The 20,706-nt window shown below is 40.9% G+C and carries 16 protein-coding genes; 9 read left to right on the forward strand and 7 right to left on the reverse strand.

Annotated features, from left to right (window positions below; all coding sequences use genetic code 11):
• Nucleotides 1-280: 280 nt before the first annotated feature.
• From B9Y89_RS07985 to B9Y89_RS08000, 4 genes are all read left to right on the forward strand, one after another.
• Complete coding sequence (locus B9Y89_RS07985; RefSeq protein ID WP_085522702.1) at nt 281-823, forward strand: helix-turn-helix domain-containing protein; 543 nt, start codon at nt 281-283, stop codon at nt 821-823.
• Between the two features lie 42 nt (nt 824-865).
• On the forward strand, nt 866-2,911 hold the full coding sequence (locus B9Y89_RS07990) for a hydantoinase/oxoprolinase family protein (RefSeq protein WP_085522703.1): 2,046 nt from the start codon (nt 866-868) through the stop codon (nt 2,909-2,911).
• Nucleotides 2,912-4,675: a hydantoinase B/oxoprolinase family protein gene (locus B9Y89_RS07995; RefSeq protein WP_085522704.1), complete on the forward strand. Its 1,764-nt coding sequence runs from the start codon at nt 2,912-2,914 to the stop codon at nt 4,673-4,675.
• 276 nt (nt 4,676-4,951) lie between these two features.
• The gene (locus B9Y89_RS08000; RefSeq protein WP_085522705.1) at nt 4,952-6,304 is read left to right on the forward strand and encodes a purine-cytosine permease family protein; all 1,353 of its coding nucleotides are present in this window, start codon (nt 4,952-4,954) and stop codon (nt 6,302-6,304) included.
• Nucleotides 6,305-6,637: 333 nt separating this feature from the next.
• On the opposite strand, the gene B9Y89_RS08005 is transcribed toward B9Y89_RS08000, so the two are convergent.
• From B9Y89_RS08005 to B9Y89_RS08025, 5 genes are all read right to left on the reverse strand, one after another.
• Nucleotides 6,638-7,747, reverse strand: a complete 1,110-nt coding sequence (locus B9Y89_RS08005) for a M24 family metallopeptidase (RefSeq protein WP_085522706.1) — start codon at nt 7,745-7,747, stop codon at nt 6,638-6,640.
• Nucleotides 7,748-7,951: 204 nt separating this feature from the next.
• Nucleotides 7,952-9,178: an NAD(P)/FAD-dependent oxidoreductase gene (locus B9Y89_RS08010; protein ID WP_085522707.1), complete on the reverse strand. Its 1,227-nt coding sequence runs from the start codon at nt 9,176-9,178 to the stop codon at nt 7,952-7,954.
• A complete protein-coding gene (locus B9Y89_RS08015) occupies nt 9,171-9,509 on the reverse strand; it encodes a (2Fe-2S)-binding protein (RefSeq protein ID WP_085522708.1) in 339 nt (112 codons plus the stop codon). The genes B9Y89_RS08010 and B9Y89_RS08015 overlap by 8 nt, the downstream gene beginning before the upstream one ends.
• Nucleotides 9,502-9,774 carry a (2Fe-2S)-binding protein gene (locus B9Y89_RS08020; RefSeq protein WP_139822754.1) on the reverse strand — a complete coding sequence of 91 codons (273 nt, stop codon included), beginning with the start codon at nt 9,772-9,774 and terminating at the stop codon, nt 9,502-9,504. Before B9Y89_RS08020 ends, B9Y89_RS08015 begins: the two co-directional genes overlap by 8 nt.
• Nucleotides 9,775-9,836: 62 nt before the next feature.
• Nucleotides 9,837-11,555, reverse strand: a complete 1,719-nt coding sequence (locus B9Y89_RS08025) for a sigma-54 interaction domain-containing protein (protein WP_254901214.1) — start codon at nt 11,553-11,555, stop codon at nt 9,837-9,839.
• Nucleotides 11,556-11,708: 153 nt separating this feature from the next.
• Here B9Y89_RS08025 and B9Y89_RS08030 point away from each other — a divergent pair, with 153 nt between their 5' ends.
• The 5 genes from B9Y89_RS08030 to B9Y89_RS08050 all read left to right on the forward strand — a co-directional run bounded on the left by B9Y89_RS08030 (nt 11,709) and on the right by B9Y89_RS08050 (nt 17,366).
• A complete protein-coding gene (locus tag B9Y89_RS08030; RefSeq protein WP_085522709.1) occupies nt 11,709-12,890 on the forward strand; it encodes an NAD(P)/FAD-dependent oxidoreductase in 1,182 nt (393 codons plus the stop codon).
• Complete coding sequence (locus B9Y89_RS08035; protein ID WP_085522710.1) at nt 12,891-13,913, forward strand: proline racemase family protein; 1,023 nt, start codon at nt 12,891-12,893, stop codon at nt 13,911-13,913. It begins immediately after the preceding gene.
• 14 nt (nt 13,914-13,927) lie between these two features.
• Entirely contained in the window at nt 13,928-14,842 is a 915-nt protein-coding gene (locus B9Y89_RS08040; RefSeq protein ID WP_085522711.1) for a proline racemase family protein, read from the forward strand.
• Between the two features lie 67 nt (nt 14,843-14,909).
• A complete protein-coding gene (dapA, locus tag B9Y89_RS08045) occupies nt 14,910-15,812 on the forward strand; it encodes a 4-hydroxy-tetrahydrodipicolinate synthase (RefSeq protein WP_085522712.1) in 903 nt (300 codons plus the stop codon).
• Between the two features lie 66 nt (nt 15,813-15,878).
• Nucleotides 15,879-17,366 carry an aldehyde dehydrogenase family protein gene (locus B9Y89_RS08050; protein ID WP_085522713.1) on the forward strand — a complete coding sequence of 496 codons (1,488 nt, stop codon included), beginning with the start codon at nt 15,879-15,881 and terminating at the stop codon, nt 17,364-17,366.
• Nucleotides 17,367-17,835: 469 nt separating this feature from the next.
• Here the strand turns inward: B9Y89_RS08050 and B9Y89_RS08055 are convergent, their stop codons facing one another.
• The gene (locus B9Y89_RS08055) at nt 17,836-19,131 is read right to left on the reverse strand and encodes an amidohydrolase (protein ID WP_085522714.1); all 1,296 of its coding nucleotides are present in this window, start codon (nt 19,129-19,131) and stop codon (nt 17,836-17,838) included.
• A gap of 23 nt (nt 19,132-19,154) precedes the next feature.
• Complete coding sequence (locus tag B9Y89_RS08060; RefSeq protein WP_085522715.1) at nt 19,155-20,666, reverse strand: AbgT family transporter; 1,512 nt, start codon at nt 20,664-20,666, stop codon at nt 19,155-19,157.
• Between the last annotated feature and the right edge of the window lie 40 nt (nt 20,667-20,706).

Below are 20,706 nucleotides of genomic sequence, written 5' to 3' on the forward strand. Positions count from 1 at the left end.
TGATTAGTGAAACTGATCCAAAAGGTAGTCCGGGTTCATCTAGCTCAAATATAATCCTGTTCCTTGAAAAAGTGGAACGGGATTTTACTATTTTATCCTTATATCAAGTGAATGTTTCAAATACAGCTTATTTGCCATAGCTTTTATTTTATAAATTTTAAAATTAAAAAATTATTCTTTCAATTATACGATTCATGTGTTAACATGAGAAAAAGTTTAATGAATGTGTAAAAATTCCGTTAATACTGAAATTAGTATACTTAAAAGGATGTAAAACGTAATGGAAAATATTCATAGAAAAATTAAGAGTTTGCGATTAGAAAAGGAAATGACACTTAAAGATTTGAGCGGAAAAACAGGGTTGTCAGTAAGCTTTCTTTCGCAAGTTGAAAGGGGATCATCTTCACTAGCGATAACTTCTTTAAAAAAAATCTCGGATGCTTTCAACATTAATATCACTTATTTCTTTAGGGAGATTGAAAATCATAATTATGCAGTCCATGAAGCGAAGCAAAAACCATTTAAATTGGAAGGCTCCGATGTTCAGCATATTCGTTTAGCTGGAAACTTTCCAGAGCGAAAAATGGAACCTATGCTAGTAACATTGCCTCCAAACAAATTGTACGTTGAAAAGCACAGTCACCCAGGAGAGGAGTTTTATCATGTGGTAAAAGGTGAGGTTATCTTCAAAATAGAAGAAAAGGAATACATTTTAACTGCGGGTGACTCGATTCATTTCCCTTCTGAGAAAGTACATGAGTGGAAAAACCCTTTGAATGAAAAAGCAGTACTGTTGAGTGTATTAACACCAGTTATTTTTTAGAAAACTTATCTAATAAGCTGAAACTAGGAAAGGGTGGAAAGTATGAGGGTTGCAACTGATATTGGAGGAACATTCACAGACTTGGTTTATGTTGATGATAATGGAAAGATTGAAGTTGCCAAAGGTCCCACGACACCTCCAAACTTTGAACAGGGCGTAATTGATATATTGGATAGGAGTAACATCGATAAAGAAGCCATGTCTTCATTTATTCACGGCACTACCGTTATCATTAATGCTTTAACAGAGAGAAAAGGGGCTAAAACCGGATTAATTACGACAAAAGGATTCAGAGATGTTCTGGAAATTGCTAGGGGAAATCGTCCTGATTTATTTAATATTCGCTATAAGAAACCTGAACCGTTTGTGGAACGACATTTGCGAAAGGAAGTAAGCGAACGCCTTAATTATAAGGGGGAAGTTCTTACTCCCTTGGATAAAACACAGGTGAAAGATGTAGTTGACTATTTCAAACAGCAAGGTGTGGATGCAATAGCGGTGTCGTACTTGCACTCTTACGTAAATCGGGATCATGAAAGAGAGACAGTTGCACTAATTAAAGAATTGTGGCCAGAGGTTTCCGTATCTGCATCACATGATGTGACTAAAGAATGGCGTGAATATGAACGGACAAATACTGTCGCATTGAATTCTTATGTTCAGCCAACCGCAACTTCATATGTCAATAGGCTGGACAATAAATTGGCAGACTTCAATGCCGCGAGTCAAAATTTCATAATGCAATCTAATGGCGGCACAACAACATTTGAACAAGCAAAGAACGTTCCGATTAACATGGTGGAATCTGGACCTGTTGCAGGAATTTATGGTGCAGCCGTACTTGGGGAGTTAATAGGTGAAGAGGATATGATTGCATTTGATATTGGTGGAACAACAGCTAAATGCTCCCTGATTGAAAAAGGTGAGGTAAAAGTTTCTACGGATTATTATATTGAGCGAAATGACCGTAATGCAGGTTATCCAATTAAAGCACCAGTAGTTGATATTGTGGAAATCGGCAATGGTGGGGGGTCAATTGCTTGGCTGGATGAAGCTGGCGCTCTCAAAGTGGGTCCTGAGTCGTCTGGAGCTGTTCCCGGTCCCGTTTCGTATGGTCAAGGTGGAACAGAGCCGACAACGACTGATGCCAATTTGATAACCGGCCGTCTTTCAGCAGATAATTTCGACTATGATGTAGATATAGATTTAGTGAAAGAAGTTATTAAAGAAAAAATAGCTGATTATTTCGATATGACTGCTGAAGAGGCGGCACTTGGTATTCTTCGAATAGCTAATTCAAATATGTTGAACGCACTTAAACTGATTTCAATCAGAAAAGGACATAATCCCCAAGACTTCACCTTAGTTGCGTTCGGTGGCGGTGGATCAATGCATGCTCCTGCCCTTGCAAAAGAATTAGGGGTCAAGAAAGTCGTGATCCCTGTAGCATCACCGGTATTCTCTGCATGGGGCATGTTGATGAGTGATCTCCGCCATGATTATATAAAAACATTTATTAAGCGACTGAAAAAACTTGATCGAAGTGAAATTTTGAAACAGTGGGATCAGATTGATGATGAGGCATACGATCAGTTTAGTAATGAAGGTATCAAAAAAGAGAATGTCATATTCAATCGCTTTGCGGATATGCGTTACCTTGGTCAGGAACATACGGTGAAAGTGCCTATTCCGGATGGTGATTGGTCTGAAGAACATCAGCAAGAAATTGTTGAACAATTTCACCAGCTACATGAGCAAAACTATACATTCAGGCTTGATGATACAGAAACAGAAATTGTTAATTTACATGTTACAGCTTTTGGCAAAGTTCAGAAGCCTAAATTAAAGAAGAGAGAGATAAGTACAACTTTGGAAGATGCCAAAATAGAAACCCGAAATATTTATATTGAAGACCCAAAAGGATGGATTCAAACAGACGTTTATAACCGACAAATGCTGCCGTCAAATGAAATTATTCAAGGGCCAGCAATTATTGAAGAAAAAGCAGCGGTGACCGTACTTTATCAAGACCAAACACTTAAAGTAGATGATTATGGAAACTTAATCATTGAAACGGGGGCGAGATAAATGACGTTGAATGAGACTAAGGTTGATCCATTTAGTTTAGAGATTGTAAAAGATTCATTGCTTGCTACTGGAGATGAAATGTTTATTGCCTTGGCGAAAACCTCGATGAGTCCAATCATTTATGAAGTATTGGACTATGCGAGTGGTTTAACGGACTCAAAAGGTCAGCTGTTAACGCAAGGTAATGGGGTTACAGGATTCATTGGAATGCTTTCTTTTATGGTTAAGCAAACTTTGAAAAAATATAGTGATAAAGGTGAGTTGAAACCTGGGGATATCATTGTCATCAATGACCCGTATGGTGGAGGTGGTTCTCACTTATCAGACGTGGGGTTAGTCATGCCAATATTCTATGAAAATGAGCTAGTCGCTTTTTCTGCGAATAAAGCACACTGGACAGAAGTCGGTGGAAAAGACCCCGGTTCATTTACTAACGATTCAAGAGATATTTTCCAGGAGGGATTACAATTTCCATCTGTCAAATTGTATGATGGAGGTCAACTTAATGAGGGACTTGTTGAAATCATTCGTTCAAACGTTCGTTTTCCTGACTTATCTCTTGGTGATATGTGGGCACAAGTTGCAGCGCTTAAAACGGGAGAAAGAAGGGTTAAGGAAATTTGTGAAAAGCATGGGAAAGAAACTGTGCTTTCCGCAATTAACAACCAATTGGATCATGGTGAAACAATATCAAAACAGGAACTTGAAAAATTACCAAAAGGTACATTTACAGCGAATGGTTATGTGGAAACAGATGGAATTGGAAATGGTCCTTTTCCAATTCAAGTGGAAGTTACGGTAACGGATGACGAATTTGTTTGTGATTTTAGGGGCAGCAGCCCACAAGTTCCTGGCCCCGTAAATTGTTCGTATACTGGCCTTGCATCTGCTGTCAGAACCATTTTCTTAGCGATTACAAATCCGGATCAAAATGTAAACGATGGTGTATTCAGACAGTTAAAGATAATTACTGATGAAAAGTCAATTATGTCTGCTGAAAGACCTGCTCCTACGTCGAATTATTTTGAAACGATGCTTGGATGTACGGATTTGATATGGAAAGCGTTGGCTCCATATATACCACATAGGCTTGCAGCAGCACACTTGCTATCAGTTTGTTCCGTTACTCTAACCGGATCACATCAAGATACTCATGAACCATTTTTGATTGTAGAGCCCTCTGTTGGGGGTTGGGGTGGAGCCGATGGTCAAGACGGGGCAAGTGGACAGTTCTGTATTTTAGATGGTGAAACTTATAATGTCCCAGTAGAAGTTGCTGAAACACGTTATGGTGTAAACATTGATGAGTATAGTTTGAGAGTGGATGGTACGGGAGCTGGTGAGTATATCGGTGGGAAGGGTGTCATCCGATCATACCGGGCTCTCACAGATGGACAAGAAGCTACCATTACCTTTGGGCGCAATCAATATAGACTATGGGGGACAGGTGGTGGATTAGAAGGATCCGTCAATGAATTTTACATTAATAAAGCTAATGGAGAAGTAGATGGTCCGTTTGGGGTATATCCACGCTATTCATTACAAAAAAATGATGTTTTAAAATTGATGACTGCAACTGGTGGCGGATATGGAAATCCATTAAAGCGTCCAACAGAACAAGTTGTAAACGATGTGAAAAATGAATATTACACTGTTGAAGAAGCAAAGTCTTTATTTGGCGTGGAAATTGACCCAACAACATTCGAATATCAAGAGTTGAATACTCGAAAGTCATTTGAAAAGACGACGCGAAATGGAAATTAAATTAGTACGGCTTAGATAATAGTGGTTTAAGGTATCTGAATCAAGTGCAACTTTTATATCCGCGAAGAGCAACATTGGACTATCAATTCGTGTGATGAATGATCTCAAATAGTCTGGACATTTATCAAAAAAAGTCAAATTGAGGATCAGTAGTAGAAAGGTCTAATCTTTCTACTACTATATTTATATTTTTATTCAGAAAATTCAACTATTAAATATCATAAAAAACAATAATGAATATAAAAGAATACAAATAAAAAGGAGTGTGTGTAATCAATGAGTGAAGTAAATGAAGGTAGCATCAAAAAAGATGAAGCATTGCAGGCCATACCAGATGACAAAAGACAACATTGGATCACTCCGGCTATGATTTTTGGTGGATTAGAGTTTACTATTCCTGTTTTAATGGTGGCAGCGACTTTAGTAGGCAGCTATGGTCTCAGCGAGATTTTCCTTATTTTAATTATTGCTCTATTTGGTATTCAATGGATTGGTAACGCCCTACAAGGTTATATTGGAGCAAAAACTGGGCGGGCTTCTTCGGTCATTGCACGCACCAGTTTTGGGGCAAAACAGGCACGATTTATTGTTGGTTTAACTATTTTCGTGGTGTCACTTGGCTGGTGGGCTGTACAGACCTCCGTTGCCGGAAATGCCATTTCCGCAATGTTGGGTGTTGATTATACATCTCAATGGGGCATGTGGGCATTGATTACAACAGTGGCTGGATTGCTATTTGCTGTACCATCAATTATTGGCTATAGTTCGATGAAATGGACGGATTATATTGCAGTCCCTGCTGGACTATTATTAGTTGCTGCTGGTATTTATTTTGCTTTAGATAGTAACGGAGTGGAATCAATAACTAGTTGGGATCCAGAGCCTACAATTGGAATTCTTGCAGCGATTAGTCTTATTATCGGTGCAAACGTTTCACAGTGGGTGATAGCGGCTGACTACACTCGCTATGCAAAGCCAACAATTAAAGATAATGCACTGATTCCAACAGGTATTGTTCTTGTAGGTTTTCCTCTATTTTTGGTCGGAGCAGTTATGTCTGTAGGAGTTGGGGATGCTGATATTGTTAATGTAATGATGAATTTAGGATTTCCTTTTTGGGGCTTTTTAATTTTATGGTTTGCAACATGGACAAGTCAACTAGTGAACAATTACAGTATGGGACTTGCCCTTTCCAATATGCTTAATGTTAATTCGAATAGAGGAAGAGCACTTCTCACTTTCGGGGGAACTTTACTGGCTATCATCGTGGCACTCGCGGGGATTCTTGATTACTTTATGGATTTTTTGAATATGACAGCAATCGTATATCCTGCAATTGCAGGTATAATGATGGCCGATTTCTTTTTTATCAGAAAACAGACTTGGAAAGATAATCATGGATGGAACTGGATGGCTACCATTGCCATGGTAGTGGGGATATTAGTAGGCTATTTAACGCAATATGTGATTGTTTTTGGAATCCCAGCTGTACAATCATTAATTGTTACAGGGATAGTTTATTATATAGCAATGAAAATAAAAGCGCAGATAGCCCCAGATCACTTTACCCATATTATTAATGAAGATGATAGAGATGTTAATCAGAAGCAAATTGATTCTCGCGTTTAAGCTGAATCATCAAAACAATAATGCTATTAATTCATCACGTTTTACAATCATTCCTTTGATATAAAAGGTGTGTATGTACTTTATGTCATTTTTAACTTATCGAACTTAAAATATATATAACTGCGGTTAAGCGCCTTTATACACTAAAATTCCATTTTATTAATTTCTAGATACACTGGTGATTTAGGTATGTATCGCGCCTTTTTATTTGTTTAGCGTTTTGATATCTTATTTACTTTGTGTACTATAATGTGCTGAGCATCGGTTAATTGATATAAGATCAAATAATAGGAAGAAGGTGACTCATAACCTTCTTCCTTTCACCGTAAATGCTTATGTAAGTATTTGCAGGTCTTTTGGATACGCAGACAAAACTTCTGCTTCCCCATATTCATTTATAAAAACCTCGTCTTCAATCCGAACGCCACCGTAATCAGGTATGTAAATCCCCGGTTCAATGGTGAACATGAGTCCATTTTCTGCGATGGTTTCATTTTTTTCATGAATGGATGGTTCCTCATGTACCTCGATTCCAAGTCCATGTCCAACGCGGTTATTAAAATAATCGCCATACCCACTATCATCAATAACTTTTCGTGCAGAAACGTCGAATGTCTTAAGTGGGACACCGGCTTGTACAGCATTGATGCCTGCCTGATTGGACCTTAAAACAATTTCATAGACTTTTCGCTGTTCATCAGTTGCTTCTCCAATAATAAACGTCCTTGTGATGTCGGAACAATAGCCGGCATTTGTTATAACACCGAAATCGATTAACAAAAAATCACCTTTTTGAAAGGCACGATCACCGGGCGTGCCATGTGGCAAGGCGGCTTTTTCCCCGGCGAGAACAATCGTTGAAAAAGAAGGCCCGGCCGCACCGAATTTTTTCATGAGTAACTCTAATTCGGCAGCCAGCTCTGCCTCAGTCATACCAATTCTTACTTTCTTAATACCTTCAGAAAGTACTTGTTCAATAATGGTCACGGCTTCTTTTAGATAGTCTATTTCATTCCTTGATTTTTTGAGACGCTGCTTGTTAATCGCGGGTTTAATATCGGTATAAGAAGCATCAGGAAAAACCGCCTGCAGTTGCTGGTGACGATACATGCTAACCGATTTCATCTCCACTCCGAGTTGTTGCACATTTGATCCTAGTTCTATTTGCAGCTTGGCAAATGGATCTTCTGCATCAGCAATCGGAACAATATGCTTTATGTAAGAATCTCGCTCAGCTATTATTTTATCTAATGCCGGTATGAAAAGGGTGAATGTCTGGTTGTGATTATTCAATACCAGTGCTAGGAAACGCTCATGCGGATCGGAATGAAAACCAGTGTAATAGAAAACGTTAGCCGGATCAGTAACGATTGCAGCGTCAATACCCTGATCCTTTAAATAGTTTTCTAACGTTGTTAAGCGGCTATTGTAATTAATTGTCATCGAATGCCTCCAAATTTTGTCTCCATTATAACATGCAAAAGTTGTACGACTGATAATCTATGATTTAGCATAAAAATTGCTTACTAAGTTAGGGTAACAAAAATAAGAGGGATAAAGAGCAGGCATCATAATCGCTACTAGCGAATTCCTTTCATGGGCATTTCACTTTGAGTGATTCGCTGACTGCTACTTCCACACATCTGTTTATTCAGCTAGGGATTTGCTATTGGTTGTTTGATATTCCTGCCACTTTTCCTGCATGACCTGTTTTCCTTTTCTTATATTCGGGTCGAATTGGAATGGTGCCTGATCCCTTGTTTGTTCAATCGTCTGAATGGTTTGGTCAATCTTTTCCCCAAGTCCGCTGATGCCATGATTAGCGGCAATGGCTAACCCGGCAGCGGCCCCTTGAGCAATTGCGACTTTTGCACCTTCAATCCCCGTAATGTTACCGGCAACGTATAGACCGTCTAAAGTTGTTTCCATTCTATTATTGTGCAACGGGACATAGCCGCCAAGTTCATCAATTAGGTAAAATGGGCAACCTGCAACTGCTGCCAGTTCTGTTAATGGATATAAACCACCTGCGATACATACAAAATCACAGGAGATACTCTCCTCGGTACCAGGAACTATATCCCCGTTGGGACGAACGTGTGCCAGCTTGACCCCTTCTACTTGTTGTTCACCGTGAATTTCCACGACGGCTTTGCGAAGCTGAATCGGAATTCCCCACATTTTAAAACCATTCTTAGGATAAAAGGTAATTCCCAACTGTTTCATCAGGTCGCTTTTCATCAGCTTACTGCCAAATCGAAGCATAGCAGAGGGAGCCATATGTGCTACATGGAGCAAATCATTCATCACGGCTTTTGGCTCTGCCGCTCTTTTTGTAAGTTGGTTCATTTTCGGCAATGTTAGCGCTGCCACATCAACGTCTGCCATCTGCAATTCTGAAGCGATGACAGCCGAGAGGGCATTAACACCGATGATGACACCTTTGTTGCCTGGTTTCACACGTTGGACATTGGTCATCACTTGTGCTGCACCGACCGACATGACCCCTGGTAATGTCCAGCCAGGTACAGGAACAGGTGATTCGGCAGCACCGGTTGCCAGTAACAAATGTTTAGTAGAATGTGCGTCTTGGTCTGTATAGATAGTCCATTGACTGTTATATTGTTCTATATTATACACAGGTGTGTTTAGTTGTACGTGCACCCCAAGGTTCATTGCTTGTTGATATAAGCGGTCCGATTCTTTGATACCATTCCACCATGAGCCGTCCGGTTCTTCGTAAAGCTGTCCCAGCAAGCGTCCGCCTGGTTTCATGTATTCATCTATTACTAGCACGTGCAAACCTTCCTGAGCACAAGTGATTGCGGCTGACAATCCTGCAGGACCTGCTCCAATAATGATGACGTCATTCATGTGTATTCCTCCATTCTCTTACTGGTGAAGGGAGCTGCCCCCCACTTTGAATCGTCATTCCGTCCTTTAAAGGGGTAAGGCAGGAGCGGACACCTTGCCTATCGTTTACTGACAATCGGCATTCAAAACAGTGACCAATGTTGCAATAGATGCCTTTTGGGGAACCGCTGTCTTCATGATAACGCAATGTGCGAATGCCATTGGCAAGCAGTGCCGCTGCGATTGATTCATTTTCTCTGCCTGTTAACGTTTGTCCATTGAATGTGAACGTTACGTCCTGTTTATCTTCCAATGGACCAAGGATGGGATGGTCAGTAATTCGTTCACTCATTAGGCTCGCCTCCTAAGTCACCGAAGCTGATTGGGCGAATGGGTGGTTGGTATTTCAATGTTACGTTACGTTGTCCTTTCTTTTCCAAATCGCGTGTTATTTTATCGACGAGCGGTCGGCATGTTCGACCACCACAATAGCCCATACCTGCACGGGTGCGAAGTTTAAGCTCCCTGGCTGAGCACCCATGTTTATAAGCCGTTTCAGTAATTTCTTCAAAGGTTACCTCTTCGCATCGGCATACCATTAATTCGTGTTCAGTCAATTAGATCACCACCAGAAATAGTAAATAAATTTCGTCTAATTACATGCAAAAATAATGCCAAGTCATGTTATTCCCAGTTTTTTGATTCGGTTATATAATGTAGCTCGAGTGATGTTAAGGTTTCTAGCACATTGAAGTTTATTTCCGTCAACTTTCTCCAGCTCGTCTAAAATAATATTTTTCTCAACATCCAGCAATCGATCATTTAGCGGGCGACTGTCGTTGTGGTTGAATTCTATTGGGTTAGAAGAAGAAGGCGTTTGGGGTGTATCAAAATCAAATGGAATTTCATCACGTTTTATTTCACCATCTTCTGAAAACACAATTAATCGTTCGATAACATTTTTTAGCTCCCTTGCATTTCCAGCCCAATGGTGCTTAAGCAGTGCCTGCATAATGTCCTGAGATATTCCGTGAATGGGGCGATTATATTTAATGGATATTTCATGTAAAAAGTAATGTGTTAATTCAATGATATCTTCTGGTCGTTCACGCAATGGTGGTACTTCGATGCTAACGACATTCAGCCGATAAAATAAGTCAGCTCTGAATTTTTGCTCCTCTACAAGTTCTTGCAGGTCATTGTTGGTGGCTGCAATGACACGAAAGTCGACTTCAATCTCCTTTGTGCCGCCTACAGGATAAAATTTCTTCTCTTGCAGCAACCGAAGCATTTTTACTTGCATCTCCATGGGCATTTCACCAATTTCATCTAAAAATAAGGTTCCGCCTTGAGCTAGCTGTACTTTCCCTTTTTTGCCCCGTTGATCTGCTCCGGAAAAAGCTCCTTTTTCATATCCGAATATTTCACTTTCAAACAAAGCAGATGGAATGGCACCGCAGTTGACGGCAACAAATGGAGCCTTTTTGTCTTCGCGTGCGTTATGGGCTGCTTTGGCAAAAAGTTCTTTACCCACACCACTTTCCCCATGGATTAAAATACTCGCATTTGTTGAGGAAGCCTTTTCAATTTTATCGATTGTTTTCTTGAGAGGCGCACTATTACCGCGTATATTCTGAAAAGGGTCTTCGCTTGCTGTTAATTTTGTTACTTCCTTTTCCAGTTTAAATAATCTTTCACTGGCATGATACAGCTCTTTGTTTAATCTAATCTGACTCGTTATATCTGTTTCAGAGACGACGGCACCAATAATTTCATTGTTAAAGTAGACTGGGTTTGAGTTAATGAGCACAACTTGATTTTCTTTTGCTTTATGCTGCTGATGATGGACAGAGGTTCCTTCCTTAATTGTGTTAAGGATTTCCAACCGATTAGGGCTGAAAAATTCGGTGATTGGTTTTTCAATGATGTTATCCCGGTTTAAGGAAAAGAGTTGTTCGGCGCCTTTTGTCCAAGCAATCACACGTTGATCTTGGTCAATAACCGTACAGGACTCATCTGTTGTATCAAGAATCGTGTCAATATAGGCATTCAGCTTTTGATAGTTTGTATATAAATGTTGACATAAGTCACGTGCACTTATATAGCCAGTCACACATTGCTGTTTATCTAAAACGACTAAGCATTCCCGTTCTGTCAGGTGAGTTAATATGTTTTCCAGATTGTCATCAATAGAAGCCGTTCCGCATAACACATAGTTGGGTTGGTTCGTGTCATTTGAAAACTGGACGTCAAAATAAAGCATGTTTGATTTCAGCAGTATTTTCCCTGAAGAAGTTACGGTGGCCGATTGTTGTAATTGCCTTTCAGCTACTACCTCACTGTCAGCCAAAAAAAATTGCTTATTCATAAATGGTTCGATTGATTGAAATGTCAGCAAATGGTTCAACCCCTTTATAATGTGTATAAATTTCTAGACAATTCAAAAATATCTTTACACATTTTCTTAATAAAATCAATAGTGAAGGAACCATTCATTATTGGCATAGTATTTGCATGATTAATATTGAAGGATAGTGGAAAGGAGGATTGTATGGGAGATACACAGCATCGGGATATTGTTATTATCGGTGGCGGCATTATGGGCGCAGCAATTGCGTATTACTGCTCAAAAGCGGGTTTGGATATAACAGTCCTTGAAAAAAAGGAATTAGCAAGTGGTACGTCTTCCAGATGTGACGGAAATATTTTGGCTATTGATAAAGACCCTGGCTTTGATAGTCAAATGTCCTTAGAAAGTCAACAGCTTGTACATGAATTGAATAAAGACTTGGAACTTTCATTTGAGTATCGTAATCCGGGGAGTATTCTTGTTTGTGAAAATGATCAGGAGCTTGATGCAGCACAGAAATGGGTGAATCAGCAGCAGGATGCAGGATTGGATTTTAAAATGCTTGACCGGGAAGATTTGCGAAATGAATCAAACTATTTTGCCGACGATCTTTATGGGGGATTGGAATGTAAGACGGATTCGACGGTTAATCCATATATGCTTACATATTCCATGTTTCATAGTGCTCAAAAATATGGTGCAACATTATATACACATACCGAAGTTAAAAATGTTTCCAGAAACAACACGGGTCAATTTGTCCTAAAGACGAGCGGCGAGACTTTTACAGCGAACAAAGTTGTCAATGCGTGTGGTGTCTGGGCGCCATTTATTGGAGAAATGCTTGATGTGGATGTCCCAATCAAACCTCGGAAAGGTCAAATAATTGTTGCTTCAAGAGAACAACCCGTGGGACTCAGAAAAGTGATGGAGTTTGGGTATCTAATATCAAAATTTGGTGGGGAACGGGTGGTTGATCCGGTAACTGACAAATATGGGGTGGCTCTTGTGTTTGAGCCAACGGAAAGCCAGAATTTCCTAATTGGGAGCAGCAGGGAATTTAACGGATTTGACTTAAAAGTCAATCAAGAAGTCACAAAATATATTGCAAAACGGGCTGTACGTTTTTATCCTAAAATGGCAGATATGATGGCCATTAGGACGTATGCTGGATTAAGACCATGGACGGAAGATCATTTGCCAATTGTTTCGCATGTCGAGGAAGTCCCTGGTTTTTACATTGCCGCTGGACATGAGGGTGACGGGATAAGCTTGGCGGCGATTACAGGGAAAGTCATGGAAGAAATGATTTCCGGAAAAGAGGCATCGATACCGCTGGAACCGTTACGTTATGACCGTTTCAAAGAGAGGGTGACAAATTAAATGGACTTTCAGCGCCTGTTTACAACTATTGACACGCATACCGGAGGGAATCCAACCCGTACCGTCCTTACCGGGATGCCCGAATTACAAGGTGAAACGATGTCAGATAAAATGCTCTACATGGAAGAAAATTATGATTGGATCCGGAAATTTTTAATGAATGAACCAAGAGGCCATGATGTGATGTCCGGCGCGATCATGGTTCCACCTTGTCATCCGGAAGCTGATGTCGGTGTGATTTACGTTGAAACGGGTGGCTATTTACCGATGTGCGGGCATGATACTATTGGATACTGCACCGCGTTGATTGAAGCGGGGATGATTGAGGTTCAAGAGCCATATACCGAAATAAATGTGGATACCCCGGCCGGTTTAGTGAGAACAAAGATAAAGGTGGAAGATGGAAAAGCAAAAGAAGTCACGTTTGCCAATGTTCCTTCATTTCTACTGAAATCAATTGAAGTTGATGTTGAGGGGATTGGTCGCGTTGAATGTGATATCGCTTACGGCGGAAATTTTTACGGCATTATTGATGCACGTAAACTCGGGCTGGCACTAACGACCGAAAACGCTTCCGTCATCACCAACAAAGCTATTAACATACGAAATGCGATCAATGCGGCAGAGAAAGTTGTCCATCCGGAATTTCCATTCATTAATGGATTAACTCATATCGAATTTTTCACGGATCCGGTTCATTCGGAAGCCGATTTAAAAAATACGGTTGTTGTGCCACCAGGCGGTATTGACCGGTCTCCATGCGGCACAGGAACATCAGCAAAACTTGCGACATTACAGAACCGGGATGAACTTGGTATCGATGATCTGTTTGTTTATGAAAGTATCGTCGGGACTTTATTTAAAGCACGTATTCTGGAATTGACAAACGTTCAAGGATATCCAGCGATTTTGCCTGAAGTAACAGGCTCAGCATGGCTGATGGGGATGCATCGCTTTTTCTATAATGAAAGCGATTCCCTTAAAGAAGGTTTTTTGCTGATTCCGCCAATGGAAGGCCATTAGAAAGGAGGGTTTGGATGAATGTTGAAAAAATGTTTACCGCCATTGATACACATGTAGCTGGAGAGGTGTTTCGAATAATTTTGCATTCACCATTACAATTTCATACACAGGATATCGCATCCAAACAATCTGTATTGGAACAGCATTATGGACAGGAAAAAGCACTTTTATTCAATGAACCCCGTGGTCACCGAGGGGTTAATGGATGCATTGTCACACCGTCGAATAAAGCAGATTATGGCGTATTGTTTGTGAATCATAATAACGAAAACCGATTCAGTTATAGTGGGTTGATCGCGACGTTAACCGTATTGCTGGAAACAGGCAATATAGCTGAAAAAGACAATGGCTTATACAAAGTGGAGACGGTAAACGGCATTTATACAGTTTATGCATCATATCACAATCAGGTAGTTGAGGAAACAGAAGTTAAAAGTGGTGATTGTCGCTTGATAGAGTCGACTAATGAGGAATTTCAACTGGTGGAAGTCGATTCTTCAAGACGTTATGCGATCTATCCTCTTCCTGAATCGATACCAGCGATTGACATGACCTATCTATCTTCCATTATGAACTGGGGAAAGCAAATAACCATAGAAATGGCTAAGAACTCACTTGATGGTGTTATTTTAAAAATGTCGACCATATCTTCAGGCGAAATCCGGTCCGTCACATTTGAAAAAGATGGGGCTATACTGCGGTCGCCGGGGGTGGACAGCACGTTTGCATTGTGTACCGCATTAGCAGAAAAAAAAGAACAACCGTCAAAACTTATCAATCATAGTATTTTCGGGAGCCAGCTGACGGCTGTTCAAGAAGAGAAGTCGGGACAGCGTTATGCTATGGCAGCACAAGCATTTATTACGGGTGAACATCAGTTTTTGTATGATCCGGATGACCCATTGGAAAGGGGTTTTTTACTGAAGTAGTTTCTATGTGTTGTTGTGTCCATTAAATTATAAAAATAAAAACTACTACTTAGGGAGGCGCTTTAGAATGAAAGCTTTAAAAGGAGCATTTCCTGTGCTCGCTACGCCGATGCATGAGGATGAAGCGATTAATTATGAAGGCTTAAAGGAGAATATTGAGTATTTTATTAATCAAGGTGTAGCAGGAATTGCTGTTAATGGAAGTACCGGTGAATTCGTCAGCTTAACGAATGAGGAAAAATTTAAAATTGCCGAGATCGCGGTCAAACAGGTGAATGGCCGTATTCCTCTGATTCTCGGTACCGCGGCAGAGACTACAAAAGATGCGATTATGTATACGAAGCAAGCGGAGGAAGCAGGTGCTGATGCTGCATTGCTCATTAATTCCTATTACGCACACCCAAAGGATGAAGAAGTTTACGAACACTTCAAAGCTGTAGCAGAATCGGTCGATTTTCCGGTCATGATTTACAATAATCCGTTCACATCTGGTGTGGATATTGGGACAGAGACTATTTTAAAGGTTGCCCGTGATGTCAATAATATCACTCACATCAAGGAATCAAGCGGGGATATAAGTAAAGCGCGTGACATATCCAGACAAGGGAAAGGATTCATTGAAACGTTTTGCGGATCCGATGACCTAGCACTCGAATCACTTTTAGTCGGAGCAACCGGATGGATTTCGGTTGCCGGAAATATTGTACCGGAATTAGTAACGGATTTGTATAATAGTGTACAGGAAAACAACATGGAACGCGCTTGGGAATTGTATGATAGAGTTCTTCCGCTTTGCAACTTTATAGAAGGGTCCGGCAAGTATGTGCAAATCGTTAAACGAGCGATGGATCTTAAAGGGTTGGCAGGCGGCCCATCGAGAAAACCACGCTTGGGTTTAACAGGGGATGAGGATAAAACGTTGCAAGGATTGTTAAATGAACTTGATAAGAATCCAGCTCTGAGAAGCTGAATCGGTGACTGACAGCAAAAGTTGATATGAAACTATATACTTATCATTCAGAAGGAGGATACTCTATTGATTACATCACAGGTAGAATTAAAGCCAAAAGTAAAGGGGTTTCTGGAAGGGGAGAAACAACTTTACATGAACGGTGCCTATATACCTGCAGCCAGTGGCAAAACGTTCAAAGTATATAATCCGGCAACGGAGGACGTTTTGGCTGAAGTCAGTGAAGCACAGGAAGAAGATGTTGATCAAGCTGTTAAAGCTGCTAGAAACGCATTTGAAAACAGTGAATGGGCCACTATGACAACAGCGGAACGATCCCATCTTATTTATAAGTTTGCTGATTTGCTCGAAGAAAATCGAGAAGAGCTGGCACAATTAGAATCTTTAGATAATGGCAAGCCATATACAATTGCCTTGGAAGATGATATTGATGGTACGGTAGAGCATTTCCGTTACTATGCAGGGTGGGCAACCAAAGTCTTAGGACAGACAACACCGATTTCGTCTGATTATTTAAATTATACAGAACATGAACCGGTTGGTGTTGTCGGTCAAATTATTCCTTGGAATTTTCCGTTGTCCATGGCTTCGTGGAAATTAGGTGCAGCACTGGCAACAGGATGTACATCTGTATTAAAACCGGCTGAGCAAACGCCGCTCTCAATGTTGTATGCTGCTGGTCTGTTTAAAGAAGCTGGATTCCCTGATGGTGTGGTTAACATTGTTTCAGGATATGGGGAAACGACAGGTGAAGCGCTTGTAAATCATACCGATATCAACAAACTTGCATTTACTGGGTCAACTGATGTAGGCAAATCGATTATGCGCAAAGCTGCAGACCAAGTGAAACATGTGACCCTTGAACTTGGCGGCAAATCGCCAAACATTATTCTTGAGGATGCTGATGTGGAAAAAGCTATTGACGCAGCATTTTCAGGGATCATGGATAATCACGGACAAAACTGCAGCGCAACATCACGCGTCTACGTGCATCGCAAACATTATGACCGTGTTGTGGAAGGACTAGTTGAACGTGCTAAAGCTACTAAAATGGGTAACGGGATGAATGAAGGTATCGACATGGGGCCGCTCGTTTCCAAAGAACAATTTGATCGCGTTATGAACTATATTGAGATTGGAAAAGAGGAAGGCGCCAAACTTGTTGCCGGCGGTGACAGAGCATTTGATCGAGGCTACTTTGTACAGCCGACTGTCTTTGCAGATGTAGAAGATGATATGCGCATCGCCAGAGAAGAAATCTTCGGCCCCGTCGTTACGGTGTTCCCATTTGACAAAATGGAGGAAGCAGTCCGCCGGGCGAACGACAGTGAATATGGATTGGCTGCTGCAGTCTTTACGGAAAATATCCGCACAGGGCACAAGGTGGCACGCCGTCTAAAAGCAGGAACGGTATGGATCAATGATACCAACCAAGAAAACCCAGCAGCTGCATTTGGCGGCTATAAACAATCCGGTATTGGCCGGGAAATGGGCAACTATGCGCTGGACAATTATACGGAAGTAAAAAGTGTATGGGTGAATTTGCAAGAATAAAAAGGACTGTCCAATTAATGGCTGGCGAATCTGATATCCCTATAAGGCAGAACGCTTGATGTTTTTGGATTGCTCATCAGTTTTGGTGTGTTAATTTTTCGATTGTTCAAGTCATTTTTCAGTCAAAAAAGAAGTAGCCACCCTGCATCCTACCAAAGATTAGTGGGGTAAGCTACTTCTTTCTAACTCTTGGTTTTGCTAGCTGTAGGGCACCGATTATTCGGGTCTTTTTATTAGTATGATATCTACTTTCATTATTAATATCAAGAAATAAAATGTTGCAAAATTTGGATTTTGGATCTATTGAGCCCAATTATTTCTGGTACCCTTTTTGATCAGTCCCTGTCTCTAAAGGACGTTACCTAATGAGCACTCGGAAGATCATATGGCTTCCAGGTGTAACGTAAGCTAATGTTTCGTGCCTTTAAAAATCAAGGCTGTCCTCTGTAGAACAGCCCATGTTAAAGAGTCACTGATTGTATGTCTGATTCAATTTCACAATCGATTGATATAAAGTGTCCACAGACGGAAGCAAGGTATCTTCATTAATGTCGAATCTTTCATTATGGTGTCCCGCGGCTAACTCGGTTCCGAAAACGCAATAAGTCGCTAAACCCCCATTATTTTGCACAGCCTCCATAAAATACGTCGCATCCTCGGAACCCGCACTCTCATTACTCTCAACACAGCTCCTTTTTATTGTTGGAGATTCCTGTGCGCATTCATTGAGAATGGAAGCTAAGGCTTTTGAGCCTTGACAACTTAAACCTTCACCGACTGTCTCAATATGATAATCTGTTTGGTACATTTTGGCTGCACCTGAGACGATCGATTCGACTTGATCTTTGACATATTGATTGATATGAGCAGTATCTCCCCGGGTTTCTACTTTTAATTGGGCGTGATCAGCGATGATATTCCTTCCAGACCCAGCGTGAAGTTCACCGACATTGATTCTTGTTGTACCATCTGAATGTCGAGGGATGGCATATATATTTAACGACGCAGTGGCAGCAGCCAATAATGCATTTCGACCTTCTTCAGGCTTACCGCCCGCATGAGATGCAACCCCATTGAACGAAATGTCTAGCTTCGACGTTGCTAAGAATCCATTATTAGCGGCAACGAAGTGATCATGTGGAATGCCAGTACCAATGTGTGTCGCAATAAAATAATCAACATCTTCAACCACATTGGCTGCAACCATGGATTTCGCTCCACGGGTACCTTCTTCGGCAGGCTGAAAAATCAGTTTGATTTTACCGCTTAAATTGTCTTTGTGTGCAGCCACTAAAGTGGCTAGACCGAGACCCATTGAAGTATGGGCATCATGTCCACACGCATGCATTTTATAAGGCACCTTCGATTGAAAACCTTCTTGGGTTGGAAAATGGTCGTCTGAATGTGATTCATGAATATCTAGCGCATCCATATCAAATCGATAAGCGATTGTTGGGCCTTCTTTCTTTGTATCTAAAGTCGCAACAATGCCTGTGTAACCATCCCGGAAATAGTCGATATAATCTTTGTCAGCGCCATTCTCAAGTGCCCATTGGTAATGTTCATAGGTTGTTTGCTCATTGGGCTTTCCCATGCAGTGATCTTTGGACATGACGCCTTGTCCCATTTGTAAGTCAAAACCTAGCTGATCTAGAATCGATGCCACAATTGAAGCAGTTCTCATCTCTAGAAAACCCGTTTCAGGATATTGATGAAATTGGCGTCTCCATTGAATTAATTGTCTTGATAAATTTTCTTTCTCCATTTGCTGATGACCTCCTTATACAATTACAGAAATGGGGATATGCCAGGGCCGAACGGAATACTTGCAAAGAAAAAGATCAAAATTAAGATGATCCAGGAAATTAGAAACGCAATTGTATAAGGGAGCATTAATGAAATATAAGTGCCAATGCTCGCACTTTTATCATACTTTTTCATAAACGCTAGAATGATGACCATATATGGGAATAGCGGTGTTACAATATTTGTCGATGAATCTCCCACACGATAAGCGACCTGAATAAAGGCGGGATGATAACCCAGTTGCATGAACATGGGAATAAAGACAGGTGCTTCTATGGCCCATTTCGCAGACCCGGATGTGATCAAGAAGTTCATCAGGGCTGTGAAAACAATATAAGCTAAGATTAACCCGATTCCTGTAAAGTTGATATCTTTTAAAAATTCTGCTCCATTGACAGCGACCCATGTTCCTAAGTTAGACCAGTTAAAGTAAGCAATAAATTGGGCGATGGCAAAGACTAAAACGATGTAACTGGCCATATCCTTCATCGAATCAGCCATATAGTCACCAACATCTTTACCAGACTTTATTTTTCCTACCGTCACGCCAAAGGCAACGCCAATGATGACAAAGAAAAATAAAATAATTGGGATAATTCCATCTAAAAAGGGAGATGGAACAATGCCCCCATCCTCATTCGTTAAAGGGCTCCCTGGAATAAAGATAGCCAAAGCAATCAGTGCGATATAGGCAAACCCAGCAATAAGCGCATTTCTGAGTCCTTTGCCTGCATGGGCCAGTTCTTCATGATCCTCTTCCTCAACGGCATCGCCTGCATATTCACCCAGTCTTGGTTCAATGAAGTGACGAGTGATGAGTCCCCCAACAATGGTCATAACAAATACTGAGACAATGTTAAAATACCAGTTATCAATGGCTGTCACAACGATGGAATCATTGATAATAGCAGCTGCCTCCGTCGAAATGCCAGAAAGTAAAGCATCGGTTCCGGCTATGAATAAGTTAGCTGTGAACCCAGCTCCTGCCCCTGCAAAACCAGCCGCCAAACCAGCAAGCGGGTGTCGGCCAACCTTATAGAAAACTAATGCAGCTAAAGGAGGGACTAAGACGACAGCAGCGTCTGAGGCCAAATTCCCTAATATACCTACAAAGACAACCGTATATGTGATGAGGAATGGCGGTGATCGTAAAATCGTTTTTCTAATAGCATAATCTAGCAGACCGACTTTTTCCGCCAAACCGATGCCCATCATCATAACGAGCACCAATCCCAATGGGGCAAAGCCAGTAAAGTTGTCAAGCATCGACGTTAATATAAATTGTAGACCTTCAGCTGATAATAAGTTTTTAATCTGCAATGTTTCACCGGTACCTGGGTGAACAACAGAGGCATTAAATAGACTGAAGACATAAGATACGATGATCATGAGAACGGATAAACCAATAAATAGAATAAACGGGTCGGGAAGTTTATTGCCCGCTCTTTCTACAAGATCAAGGAACTTTTGAAAAAAACCCTTTTTTTGCTTCATGTAACCCCCACTTTCATGATTTATATCGTTTCGCGGAACA

Origin of the sequence: Tuberibacillus sp. Marseille-P3662 (assembly GCF_900178005.1) — a bacterium.
Taxonomy (GTDB): Bacteria; Bacillota; Bacilli; order Bacillales; family Sporolactobacillaceae; genus Marseille-P3662.